The 12,564-nt window shown below is 45.1% G+C and carries 9 protein-coding genes; 5 read left to right on the top strand and 4 right to left on the bottom strand.

The window, feature by feature from the left end; all coding sequences use genetic code 11:
• Positions 1-100 precede the first annotated feature (100 nt).
• The 3 genes from RIE73_RS30635 (at position 101) to RIE73_RS30625 (ending at position 6,636) form a co-directional block, all read left to right on the top strand.
• Positions 101-2,521, top strand: a complete 2,421-nt coding sequence (locus RIE73_RS30635; RefSeq protein ID WP_446404768.1) for a sucrose synthase — start codon at positions 101-103, stop codon at positions 2,519-2,521.
• A 2,036-nt stretch (positions 2,522-4,557) separates the two neighbouring features.
• Positions 4,558-5,991 (top strand): ATP-binding protein, encoded by a 1,434-nt coding sequence (locus tag RIE73_RS30630; RefSeq protein WP_446404767.1) that lies wholly within the window; start codon positions 4,558-4,560, stop codon positions 5,989-5,991.
• A gap of 45 nt (positions 5,992-6,036) precedes the next feature.
• The gene (locus tag RIE73_RS30625; RefSeq protein WP_446404766.1) at positions 6,037-6,636 is read left to right on the top strand and encodes a Uma2 family endonuclease; all 600 of its coding nucleotides are present in this window, start codon (positions 6,037-6,039) and stop codon (positions 6,634-6,636) included.
• A gap of 182 nt (positions 6,637-6,818) precedes the next feature.
• On the opposite strand, the gene RIE73_RS30620 is transcribed toward RIE73_RS30625, so the two are convergent.
• From RIE73_RS30620 to RIE73_RS30610, 3 genes are all read right to left on the bottom strand, one after another.
• Positions 6,819-7,568, bottom strand: coding sequence for an FHA domain-containing protein (locus tag RIE73_RS30620; protein WP_446404765.1), 750 nt, complete (start codon positions 7,566-7,568; stop codon positions 6,819-6,821).
• A 189-nt stretch (positions 7,569-7,757) separates the two neighbouring features.
• Positions 7,758-8,756, bottom strand: coding sequence for a cysteine peptidase family C39 domain-containing protein (locus RIE73_RS30615; RefSeq protein WP_446404764.1), 999 nt, complete (start codon positions 8,754-8,756; stop codon positions 7,758-7,760).
• 483 nt (positions 8,757-9,239) lie between these two features.
• Complete coding sequence (locus tag RIE73_RS30610) at positions 9,240-9,839, bottom strand: class II aldolase/adducin family protein (protein WP_446404763.1); 600 nt, start codon at positions 9,837-9,839, stop codon at positions 9,240-9,242.
• A 158-nt stretch (positions 9,840-9,997) separates the two neighbouring features.
• On the opposite strand from RIE73_RS30610, the gene hemC reads away from it, so the two are divergent.
• Positions 9,998-10,963, top strand: coding sequence for a hydroxymethylbilane synthase (gene hemC / locus RIE73_RS30605; protein ID WP_446404762.1), 966 nt, complete (start codon positions 9,998-10,000; stop codon positions 10,961-10,963).
• Positions 10,964-11,110: 147 nt separating this feature from the next.
• Here the strand turns inward: hemC and RIE73_RS30600 are convergent, their stop codons facing one another.
• Positions 11,111-11,476: a hypothetical protein gene (locus RIE73_RS30600; protein WP_446404761.1), complete on the bottom strand. Its 366-nt coding sequence runs from the start codon at positions 11,474-11,476 to the stop codon at positions 11,111-11,113.
• A 190-nt stretch (positions 11,477-11,666) separates the two neighbouring features.
• Here RIE73_RS30600 and rsmI point away from each other — a divergent pair, with 190 nt between their 5' ends.
• Positions 11,667-12,497 carry a 16S rRNA (cytidine(1402)-2'-O)-methyltransferase gene (rsmI, locus tag RIE73_RS30595; RefSeq protein ID WP_446404760.1) on the top strand — a complete coding sequence of 277 codons (831 nt, stop codon included), beginning with the start codon at positions 11,667-11,669 and terminating at the stop codon, positions 12,495-12,497.
• Positions 12,498-12,564: the final 67 nt, after the last annotated feature.

Here is a 12,564-nt window from a genome sequence, read left to right as displayed (position 1 = left end):
AAAGTGGTTACTCTGCTGTTACCGCTTTGGAGTAGGGCGTTTTTCCGGAGTCATACCTCTCGACGTCTATCCTTTTTGAATTTCTGCTTGGGACAGTGTAATGCTCAATCTAATCCAGAACGTACTCGATTGTGAAGAACGCAATGATTTACGCCAATTTGCCAGTCAATTAAAACAGTCAGGACCCCGGTATTTACTGCGAAACGATATTCTGTCTGATTTTAGTCAATACTGCGCTGACAAACAAAAACCGGAGTATTTTTATCATTCGTCGAATCTAGGACGATTGATTTATTATACCCAGGAAATTATCCTCGATGAGGAAAGTCTCTACCTAATCATCCGACCCAAGATTGCCGAACAAGAAGCGTTTCAAGTTCTAGAAGATTTAACCGTTGAGCCGATCACGATTCAAACACTGCTCGATGTGCGCGATCGCTTCGTCAATCATTATCGTCCCAATGAAGGGGATGTCCTGGAACTGGATTTTAAGCCATTTTACGATTATAGTCCAATTATTCGGGATTCAAAAAACATTGGTAAGGGGGTTCAGTTCCTGAATCGCTTCCTATCCAGTAAACTGTTTCAAGATCCGCGCCAATGGCAAGAATCGTTATTTAATTTCCTCAGTCTCCATGAAGTGCAAGGGACTCAGCTTCTAATTAACGGACGGATTAAAAGCCAACAACAGCTTTCTGATCAGGTAAAATTAGCCCTCGGCTTTGTCAGCGATCGCCCCGATGATGAATCCTATGAAAGTTTCCGCTTCAAGCTGCAAGACATGGGGTTTGAAGCAGGTTGGGGGAATACCGCCAGTCGCGTCCGAGAAACCCTAGAAATCCTGGATGAACTGATTGATTCTCCGGATCACCAGGGACTAGAAAAATTTCTGTCCCGCATCCCGATGATTTTTCGGATTGTTTTAGTCTCAATCCATGGCTGGTTTGGACAAGAAGGCGTTTTAGGGCGTCCCGATACCGGGGGTCAAGTAGTTTATGTGCTGGATCAAGCGCGGAGTTTGGAAAAGCAACTGCAAGAAGATATTAAACTGGCTGGGTTGGAGTTGCTGAATGTCAAGCCCAAGGTTATTATCTTATCCCGGTTAATTCCCAACAATGATGGCACCCGCTGTAATGAACGCTTAGAAAAAGTTCATGGCACCGATAATGCTTGGATATTGCGGGTTCCCTTGCGAGAATTTAATCCCAACTATACCCAGAACTGGATTTCTCGGTTTGAAATTTGGCCCTATCTGGAAACTTATGCGATTGATGCGGAGAAAGAACTCCGGGCAGAATTTCAAGGGGTTCCTGATTTCATTGTTGGCAACTATTCAGATGGCAACTTGGTGGCATTTCTCCTATCCCGTCGCATGGATGTAACCCAATGTATTGTCGCCCACGCCTTGGAAAAGTCTAAATACCTATTCAGTAATCTCTACTGGCAGGATTTAGAAGACCAATATCATTTCTCGATCCAATTTACCGCTGATTTGATTGCCATGAATGCGGCGAACTTTATTATCAGCAGTACGTATCAGGAGATTGTTGGCAAGCCGGATAGTGTGGGTCAGTATGAATCCTACCAGAATTTTACTATGCCGGATTTGTATCATGTGGTGAATGGAATTGAGCTATTTTCACCTAAGTTTAATGTGGTGCCGCCGGGAGTGAATGAACAGGTTTACTTCCCGTATACTCGTACCGAGAATCGGGTGCCTCGCGATTGTGAACGGTTAGAGGAGTTACTGTTTACCTTAGATGATCCGTCTCAAGTCTATGGCAAGTTAGATGATCCGAAAAAGCGCCCCCTCTTCTCAATAGCACGTCTTGACCGGATTAAAAATCTGACCGGTTTAACCGAATGTTTTGGCAAGAGTAAAGACTTACAAGAGCAGTGTAACCTAATTTTCGTCGCCGGAAAATTACGCACGGAAGACTCGACAGATAACGAGGAACGGGAGGAAATTGTTAAACTTTACCGTCTGATTGACGAATACAATTTACACGGCAAGGTTCGCTGGTTAGGCGTGCGCTTACCGAAGCGGGATTCAGGGGAAATCTATCGCGTGATTGCGGATCACCGAGGGATTTTTGTCCAGCCTGCGCTATTTGAAGCCTTTGGTTTGACCATTTTAGAAGCGATGATTTCCGGGTTGCCCACGTTTGGTACGCAGTTTGGGGGTCCGTTGGAGATTATTCAGGATAAAGTGAATGGGTTCTTAATTAACCCCACGAATCTGGAAGATACTGCCCAGAAGATTTTGGAGTTTCTGTCTAAATGTGAACAAAATCCCGATTATTGGTTGGAGATTTCCAATCGGGGAATGGAACGGGTGTATAGTACTTATACCTGGAATATTCACACCAGCCGCCTGTTATCGTTGGCGCGGATTTATGGGTTTTGGAATTATACCTCGAAAGAAGATCGGGAGGATTTGTTGCGGTATATTGAGGCGTTGTTCTATCTTATTTATAAGCCTCGCGCCCAACAGTTGTTAGAAGAACATACGAAGCGTTAATTGTTTGGCGAGGAGATAGATAAGATGGAATGTAGGGGCGGGTTTAGGAACAAAATTAACAGTGAAACCGATAAGAGTTTGACCCAAACTCGCCCTGTTTCATCCTGTCACTTTAGCGTGCGATCGCGGTGTAAAATCAGGTAGGTTGGGTGATCGGGTTAGGGATTAATTTTCGGTGGGGAATAGGGCGGGTTTTGTTGTTGGGTTTGAGGTGGGTTTCTGGATTGAATCCCTAAACCTGCCCCTACGGATGTCAAATGTTAATATTAGGAAGGCAATGCGCCGGAAAATTCGGTAGGTTATCTTGTCCAATTTCGGTTATATTGATAAATAGAATATCGATAGATAAGCGTTAATGTAGGGGCAGGTTGAGGAACAAAATTAATAGTGAAACCCATAACATTTCGACCCAAACCCCCCCTGTTTCATCCTGTCATTTTAGCGTGCGATCGCGGTGTAAAATCAGGTAGATTGGTTGATTGGGTTGAGGATGAATTGTAGTGGGGAATAGGGCGGGTTTCGTTGTTGGGTTTGAGGTGGGTTTCCCGATTGAATCCCTAAACCCGCCCCTACCGATGTGGAATGTTAATATTAGGAAGGCAATGCGCCGAAAAATCCGGTAGGTTATATTGTCCAATTTCGGTTAATTGATAAATAGAATACAGCGCTTTGCGCTGTAATAAAGTACAGTAGATCAAAGTCCCCCTTTTTAAGGGGGATTTAGGGGGATCGAAAATGTACCGCATAGCAGAGCAAACTGCTGTATCGATAGATAAGCGTTAATGTAGGGGCGGGTTTAGGAAAAAATTAATAGTGAAACCCATAACATTTCGACCCAAACCCCCCCTGTTTCATCCTGTCATTTTAGCGTGCGATCGCGGTGTAAAATCAGGTAGATTGGTTGATTGGATTGAGGATGAATTGTAGGTGGGGAATAGGGCGGGTTTCGTTGTTGGGTTTGAGGTGGGTTTCCCGATTGAATCCCTAAACCCGCCCCTACCGATGTGGAATGTTAATATTAGGAAGGCAATGCGCCGGAAAATTCGGTAGGTTATCTTGTCCAATTTCGGTTATATTGATAAATAGAATATCGATAGATAAGCGTTAATGTAGGGGCGGGTTGAGGAACAAAATTAACAGTGAAACCCATAACATTGCGACCCAAACCCCCCCCTGTTTCATCCTGTCACTTTAGCGTGCGATCGCGGCGTAAAACAGTAGGTTTGTTTATCGGATTGAGGATGAATTGTAGGTGGGGAATAGGGCGGGTTTTGTTGTTGGGTTTGAGGTGGGTTTCCCGATTGAATCCCTAAACCCGCCCCTACCGATGTGGAATGTTAATATCGGCAAGGTGACGCGCCGGAAAATCGGGTATATTTTCTAATTTCGGTTAATTGATAAATAGAATATCGATAGATAAGCGTTAATGTAGGGGCAGGTTGAGGAACAAAATTAATAGTGAAACCCATAACATTTCGACCCAAACCCCCCCTGTTTCATCCTGTCACTTTAGCGTGCGATCGCGGTGTAAAATCAGGTAGATTGGTTGATTGGGTTGAGGATGAATTGTAGGTGGGGAATAGGGCGGGTTTCGTTGTTGGGTTTGAGGTGGGTTTCCCGATTAAATCCCTAAACCCGCCCCTACCGATGTGGAATGTTAATATTAGGAAGGCAATGCGCCGGAAAATTCGGTAGGTTATATTGTAAACTTTCGGTTAATTGATAAATAGAATATCGATAGATAAGCGTTAATGTAGGGGCGGGTTGAGGAAAAAAATTAATAGTGAAACCCATAACATTTCGACCCAAACCCGCCCTGTCTCATCCTGTCACTGTTCCCCATTCCCCGTTCCCTGTTCCTCAACATAACGTATAAAACTCATCTATCTATCAGGAAAAAATCATCTTTATTTAATGATCATCGGATTAAGTGAAAGTAAACCTAGTTTCCCGATGCATCCCTTTTGAATAGAAATAGCCAAACCTCAACTCTAAAATGGGATGTATTTAATGCTGATAGATCGATCAACACTCCGATGAAATTCCCCCGCCGTCTGCTCAAAGTCTTATGTAAAGCCTTACCCAAACTTGACCTTTTATCACTCCAGGTGCGATTAACCGTAGGCATTGCAGCAGTGTCGATTACGGGATTAAGTGCTGTTGCCATCTGGACGAGTTGGTACATGCAGCAAATCCTGATTCAAGCCCAAAAACATCATATTCAATATCTTAGCGATCGCTTCCCCCATGATGTAGAACTTTATAGTGAGATGATGTCCCTAGAAACAGGGATGCAAAAGGCGATTGAGAACTTAACTACGGGGGATACGCTGTTGTGGGTGCGTGGTGCTGATGGCTCAATTCCGGCTCAATCCTCAGCCTTACAGCTTAATCCCACCAATGATTTATTGTCCTCAAAGATACCCCTAATCCCTAAACTCTATCGGCTGAACGGACGCTATTGGATCGCCTGTGGTACTCCCTTACAGGTACAGGGTGAACGGCTAGGTAAGATTTATGTGGCAAAGGATATTACCAGCGAACAAGCTATGTTTTTAAGTTTGATTCGCACCTTGGGGATTGCTAGTTTGCTGTCCATTACCGTCATGATTGTGGTTATTTCCTTTTATATTAAGCGATCGCTGCAACCCTTATGTCAAATGAGTCAACTCACCCAAACTATTTCCGCTGACGATTTAGGACAAGCGCGGCTGCATCTGGATAAAGCGCCGAGTGAGGTGAAAGAATTAGCGCAAACCTTTGATAATATGTTAAACCGCCTGTTTGAGGCGTGGGAACAACAGCGGCAATTTGTGAGTAATGTGTCCCATGAATTGCGAACGCCGTTGACGATTGTTTCTGGATATTTACAAAGCACATTACGGCGCGGACACAACTTAACGCCACCTCAGCAGGAAGCCTTGGGAATTGCCGCCGCTGAAGCGGATCGGACGGTTCAATTGTTGCAAGATTTATTGGACTTAGCCCGGGTTGATCATGGCAGAATGCATTTTTATTTAGAACCCTTTGTGCTTAATGATTTAGTGGCTGAAGTCGTAGAGATGGCGGTGCAATATAGTAATCGAGTGATTGATAGTGATACAACTAGGGATGTTATTGAAGTTTTAGCCGATCGCGATCGCCTTAAGCAAGTGTTACTCAATTTAATTGACAATGCGGTAAAATATTCAGACCCCGATCAACCTGTTACCGTAACCTTAGACCAACAGGGGGAACAGGTAAGGATTCAGGTGTGCGATCGCGGACAAGGTATTCCCTTAGCGCAGCAATCCCGCATCTTTGAGCGATTCTATCGCGGCGACGAAAATCGCGCCCGTTCCCCAGGAGGAACAGGTTTAGGCTTATCGATTGTGAAAACGTTGGTCGAAGGAATGGGGGGTCAAGTTAGCGTGCGATCGCAACTGAATCAAGGGACTGTGTTTACCGTACTATTACCTACACCGGATTAGTGATTGGGGATTGGTAGAAATAACAAATGACAAATGAAAAAAACAATGTCTCAACTACAAGCATCTGATCAAAAATTCACAGCTCAGGAATATTTCGCTTACAACGATGACACCAATACCCGTTATGAATTGGTCAATGGACTATTAGTAGAAGTGCCTCCAGAAAGCAACTTCAATGTGCGAATTGCCGCCTTCTTGTTTGTCCACTTTCTCCAACTCGTACCCTTTACTCGTTTGTGCCACAAAGATGCAGAAATTCAGGTTGCAAGTGTCAGAGCCAGCTTTAGAATACCCGATTTAATGGTACTTTCCGAGAAAGGTGAAACGGTTCTCACCGGCAGTCCTCGCAATACCATCACTTTAACAATGCCTCCACCATTGCTGGTTATTGAGGTTGTCTCCCCCGACGACAGGGCTAGAGATTATCGCTACAAGCGCTCCGAATATGCGGTAAGGGGGCTTCCAGAATATTGGATCATTGACTCATCTGAGCGAAAAGTTATGATTCTCACCCTCGTCGAAGGATTCTATGACGAAGCTATTTTTGAGAATGAGCAAACTCTAGTCTCCAATATATTTCCAGAACTTACCCTGACACCCCAGCAAATTTTCTGTAACTGTTCTGCACCAGAAAACGAGGAATAATCTTGGCAATCTTAGCTTTCAATTCGGAGATTACTAATAACAGCTCAATACAATAATCTATACGTCTAATTCAACACTGTTACTGGTTGGGTCTCGTTCTTCGACCCAACCGACTTGCAATGTTTCCAGCAACAGGGAAGCAGAAGTCGTGTTTTTTGTTAGCTTTGAAAGCAGAACCTTTGCTATTTGACAAGGATACGCTTAATCGCTAATAGATTAACCGTCTTGACCTTGCCAAAGACAAACAACTGATATCCACAGAATAAACTTAAAATTGCTAAGACAACTAATCCGACAACCTTCGTTAGCACAAAAACTTGATGAGTCATGACAGCGATTGCCACTCCAGCCGCAATCAATAGCCAACCAAAATGACGTTTGCGTCCGCCATAATTGACAGTTAGCACTCCCAGTATCTCGACAATCACAAAGGGAAGGGCGAAGTGTGAAAACCAAAGACTGGAACTAAGAAAGGCGAATCCGGCTAGAATTAACCCTGTACCCGTTAACTTGGTCACAAAGGTTTCCTGTTCGCTAAGAGTTTCTGGAGTTTCTGGATTGGTGATCACAGCCAGATTGCTGGCGTCTTCAAAGATAAATGTGACTAAACTATCTTTTCCCAATTCTATTTTGTCGCCCGGATTGAGAAGATGTCGATTGGCGGGGGCGAGACGCATACCATTTAAGTATGTACCATTAGAACTGCCTACGTCTTCGATAAAATAGTGGTCTCCCTCTAGGGAAATAGTGGCATGGGTTCGAGATACAATGTAGGAATTGGGCAAATTGGACACATCAATATCCGGTTGTATGCTGTCCTCAGCCTTACCAATGTGAATCACCGAACGATTAGGCGGTAATTCAACAGGGGTGTTGGTTTGAACGTGGAAGAGTTTTGGTTGATGCCCGGGTTGTATTTGTGTGTTTTTCATAACGTTGGTGTGGAGATAGGGTTCTGAAAGACGGAGAGGATCATGGGAAGATGCTACCGGATTTTCCCATCAAATAATTTAGCTCTGAGTCTTATTATGCTCGATCCATCGGGAATTGAAACGGTTTCGTCTCAAGCAGATCGTTAAGATATTTGAAGTTATGGCAGAAGCCTAACTCAAGGTCTTGGTTTATCGCTTAAGTCGGTTAAAAAAGGCGTGTTTTAGCTTGGGCGGATAGGTAACAAATATAGCTTGACCAACCCAATAATCTTTCATCTGTTCAAACGTCAGGACTTGACGCCCACAAAGCGGGTTACCAATGGTTACCGTTTGTGCTTTTGCATCAATCGATAATAGGGCGACAGCATGGTTAAATATTACGCCATCTACAGGTTCTTTAACAGTCAGTACAGCCGGTTGATCCGCCGCAATTAAATCATCAATCGTTAAACCCCGTTGATAGTTCGGCGCTAAACCCAGCTTTTCCATTGCCCGAATTGAACCTAATTTGTAAGTTCCTTTTCGCGTCGTATGGGTGAGTTGGACTACATCCCGTTCCGATAAATTTGGATCTAATCCCACCAATCGGGCGAGTGTGGCGATACTGGCTGGGGCGCAGGTGTGGGATGTTGTTTGCAGAACCACTCCTTCAATCACTAACGGTTCACTGGCTATCCCCGTGATGGGTAACGTGTAATACAGAATAATTCCCAATGGTAGGATCATTCCTATGACTACTCCCAGCAGCAGGCGCAACCGTTGGCGAGACTGTCGTCCAGACAACTCAATGGATACGACTAGCCCTAGGGTTAAGCATCCCAACGCCAGTATAATCGGCTGATGATAAGCGGCAAGATACAAGCGGACAAATAGGGGGAGAAAGGGGTAAATATTGAATTGGACGCCGAGAATAGTCAGCGTTGCGATTGTCGCGATCGCCAGAAACATGCGATTAATCTTGCGGCGGTAATTCTTAGGGTTGTTAGAGAGAGTGACTTGGGCGGCTAAACGATTTCCCAGAATTGCACCGCTACTGAGAGGAATCAGGCAAAATAAGGTAATAAATAGGATGAGATAGTGCGATCGCATTGCCCAAAGGGTTAGGGAAATTCCTAGAATATAAGCCGCGAGGAGGAGTTGAGGTAATGTGATATGCGGTTTAAGCGGAAGTTTAAATAGACTGTTCATTGTTGTTTCAAAGAACAGCAGCGTTGATTGTTTTGATCTCGCACTCACCAAAGAAAGCTGCTGTATGGGTAGTAAATTCGTGGCGAGTGGAGTCTACTGCGATATATCTCTAGTCGAGTGGGGCTTATGCAGGTTCGTAGTAAGGGCTTTAGCCCTAGATTCTGTTGGGTTTCGGCGCGTCAACCCAACCGACAACGATATGAGTGTCTCATGCCCGCGCCTACCTGAATAAGGGCGGGTTTTGTTGTTCATTTATCGGTGGGGAGGGCGGGTTTTGTTGTTCATTTATCGGTGACAAGCTAAGTTAGTGGCTAAACCCGCCCCTACAATTATGGCTAAACCCGCCCCTACAATTATGGCTAAACCCGCCCCTACAATTATGGCTAAACCCGCCCCTACTATTGACCCTTCACGGCGTTCGGGGGTATGCTGATTAATTATTGATTATTAATTATGACTAATGACTTTTCCATTGTAGTCCGACTACTTATTGTAGTAATGCAAAAGCAGACTACCCGCTTCATCTAAGGTTTCGCCAAAGGTAATAATTCCTTCTTCATGTCCCGCCATAACTAAAATTCTTTTTGTGATCAGATTCTCTTGGTCAAATAATCGCAGCATTTCTCGTGCCATTTCCGGGGTGCCGTAGGGACAATCTTGGGCGGTGGTGGGGACTTGGTGGATTAATTGCTGCCACAGGGGGAGATGGTGAACGTGAATAATCGCCTGAATTGTCGGATTTGCCGCGTAGAGAGTGGCATGAGTTAGCGATTCTGATGAGGCTTGGATAGGTCCTGTACAAGTTAAGGAATTCTGTTCAACATCAAACTCGGTAACGATAGTATAGTGGTGTTCGGTTAAGGTAGGCAGACTGCCCGTCTTCGTGCCAGAGATGATAAACTCACCCGATGGGGTATAACGAATACTTAAATTACCAAAACCAATCCCATTTTCATACATGCCGATTAGGTTTAATTGATAGAGTTTATCGCGCCATTGATTAAGTTCGGCAATCTGGTTATAGGGGAGTGGCTTTGTCTCCATCCAATGGCATTGATACTTAACGTAACCTTCATCAATCATAGTCTTTCATTCCTATACGTATTGCTGATGACGAGGGAACAGGGAACAGGGAAGGGGAAACAGCGACAACGAGCAAAGACAAATAACACAGAACGAGTGACCAAACTGCGGTAGTCTAGAGTAGGTGACTCTTTATACTTGTTTGACGCGATCGCTCTATGTCCTCCACTGTTACCAGTCCTGCTCGCACGATTCGTATCGGTTCCCGCAAAAGCCAATTGGCTCTGGTGCAAACCTATTGGGTACAGGAACAACTACAAAAACACTACCCGGATCGGGACTTTGAAGTCCAGACCATGAGTACCCACGGGGATAAAATCTTGGATGTGGCACTCTCTAAGATTGGTGATAAGGGACTCTTTACCAAGGAATTGGAACTGGGGATGCTGAATCAGGAGATTGATTTAGCGGTGCATTCCCTCAAGGATTTGCCCACTGCGTTACCAGAAGGATTAGTCTTGGGGTGTGTCACGGAACGCGAAAACCCCGCTGACGCCCTGGTACTTCACGCTAAGCACCAAGACAAGCAACTGGATACACTTCCCGAAGGTGCGGTGATTGGCACCTCATCCCTGCGGCGTTTGGCACAATTGCGCTACCATTTCCCCCATTTCACGTTTAAAGATATTCGCGGAAACCTGAATACCCGACTCGGTAAACTGGATGCTGGAGAATTTGACGCTTTGATTTTAGCCGCCGCCGGGTTAAAACGATTGGGTATGAGCGATCGCATCCACCAAGTTATACCCTCGGAGATTTCCCTCCATGCTGTGGGACAAGGGGCGTTGGGCATAGAATGTCGGGGTGATGATCCAGAAATCTTGGATGTACTCAAAGCCATTGAACATTCCCCAACCGCACAACGGTGTTATGCAGAACGGGCATTTCTACGAGAACTCGAAGGCGGTTGTCAAGTCCCCATTGGCGTAAATACAGAGATTAAGGGAAATAGTCTGATCCTTACAGGTATGGTTGCCCGTTTAGATGGGACAAGCTTAATTAAAGATACCGTGACTGGGGAGGCGACTGAGGCGGAAGCCTTAGGAGTTGAACTGGCTCAACTATTACGTCAGCAAGGGGCGCAAGAGATATTAGACGAAATCTTCGCTCAAATTCAGCGATAAGGTAGGGGCGCACCGACGTGCGCCCTTCCCCCTAAATTCACTTAACTATAAGCTTCGTGTTAATTCTCATGTAGGGGCGACCCGCTTGCACAAATCAACAACTGTGTCCATTTAAATTGCTCGGGTCGCCCTTTACTTCAAAAATCCTTACCCAAGAAACCCAAGTTCTTTAAATCCCTCCATATATTTGTCCTCAGCTTCCAGTTTTTTGACAACTCTGCTGGGCAATAAATCACTATATTTAGCCCTGAGGTGTTTAGAGAGAGGTTTATACTCAGAAAAGAAAACTTTCGTCTTTTCGGCTAGATTATCAGTTGACTTTATATGCTCCGAAGTTTCTACAAGCTTGATCAAGTCATCTCTGATTTCCTCTCTAGATAATTGCCCTGTGCCGGATTCAGACAACTCTTCTAATGCTAGCTTTGCTGTAGCTAAACCGTTAACAAGGTTGTCGCTCTTATTTGAGAGTAACGTTGAAAGGGATCGGATTGAATTTTCTGTTGCTATATGCATAATCAGATTCCTTAGCTAATGACTTATAAAAGAAAGAAGGTTGAGAGATAAACTCTACTGCTATTATGCCTTGTCCTGGGTTGTAGACGGTGAGGACATTATCTTTAAAATAGGCGTAAGTCCGAAGAGATGAGAATCCCACGCCAAAAAAGGCTAGAGTAACAAAGTCAGCAGGTATCAAATTAGAGAAATGGGGACACTGTATGTTGTCGGGACGCCAATTGGCAACCTAGAAGATATGACCTTCCGGGCGGTACGCATCTTACAAACGGTCGATACTATCGCCGCCGAAGATACCCGCCACACGGGAAAACTGTTGCAGCATTTTCAAATTAAAACCAACCAAATCAGTTACCACCAGCACAATCGCCAGCAGCGCCTACCCGAATTGCTGAATCGGTTAACCACAGGGAAAACCATCGCCTTGGTTACGGATGCGGGAATGCCGAGTATATCTGACCCCGGTTATGAACTCGTCCAGGGGGCAATAGAAGCCGGAATTACAGTGATCCCCATCCCTGGTGCTACGGCGGGAATTACCGCCCTCAGCGCCTCTGGACTCCCCACAGACCGATTTGTGTTTGAAGGCTTTTTACCTGCTAGTGGACAAGAACGCCAACAACGGTTAGAGGTGTTAGCGGCTGAATCGAGAACCTTAATTTTTTACGAATCGCCCTACCGTCTCCAGCAAACCCTACAAGATTTCGCCAACATCTTTAGTCCTTCCCGTCAAATCGTCCTTGCGCGGGAGTTAACCAAATTACACGAACAATTCTGGCGAGGCACCATTGAAGAGGCGATCGCATATTACACCGACCACGACCCCAAAGGCGAATTTACCCTCATCCTGGCTGGCGCACCTGCTGAAGCCCCCGTCCTCTCGGAAGCCGCCCTCAAAGCCGAACTCAGCCAACTGATTAACCAAGGACTTTCGCGATCGCAAGCCGCCCGTCAATTATCTCACCTCACTAATCTGCCGCGACGCCACCTTTACCAAATGGCACTCTCGTTACCAACGTAAACGGGAGTTCCCTAATTTCAACCGTTAACCTTAATGAAAGTCCGACTACTTAGAAGTAGGCATTTTG

The sequence above is a fragment of the Coleofasciculus sp. C1-SOL-03 genome, from assembly GCF_040220555.1.
GTDB lineage: Bacteria > Cyanobacteriota > Cyanobacteriia > Cyanobacteriales > Coleofasciculaceae > Coleofasciculus.
This window is presented reverse-complemented; position numbering and strand designations above follow the sequence as displayed.

Bases quoted from the DNA above. Each gene is read 5' to 3' on its own strand.
- RIE73_RS30635 (WP_446404768.1), top strand. From the start codon at position 101: ATGCTCAATCTAATCCAGAACGTACTCGATTGTGAAGAACGCAATGAT.
- RIE73_RS30610 (WP_446404763.1), bottom strand. From the start codon at position 9,839: ATGATTGATGAAGGTTACGTTAAGTATCAATGCCATTGGATGGAGACA.
- RIE73_RS30630 (WP_446404767.1), top strand. From the start codon at position 4,558: ATGAAATTCCCCCGCCGTCTGCTCAAAGTCTTATGTAAAGCCTTACCC.
- RIE73_RS30600 (WP_446404761.1), bottom strand. From the start codon at position 11,476: ATGCATATAGCAACAGAAAATTCAATCCGATCCCTTTCAACGTTACTC.
- RIE73_RS30620 (WP_446404765.1), bottom strand. From the start codon at position 7,568: ATGAAAAACACACAAATACAACCCGGGCATCAACCAAAACTCTTCCAC.
- RIE73_RS30615 (WP_446404764.1), bottom strand. From the start codon at position 8,756: ATGAACAGTCTATTTAAACTTCCGCTTAAACCGCATATCACATTACCT.
- rsmI (WP_446404760.1), top strand. From the start codon at position 11,667: ATGGGGACACTGTATGTTGTCGGGACGCCAATTGGCAACCTAGAAGAT.
- hemC (WP_446404762.1), top strand. From the start codon at position 9,998: ATGTCCTCCACTGTTACCAGTCCTGCTCGCACGATTCGTATCGGTTCC.
- RIE73_RS30625 (WP_446404766.1), top strand. From the start codon at position 6,037: ATGTCTCAACTACAAGCATCTGATCAAAAATTCACAGCTCAGGAATAT.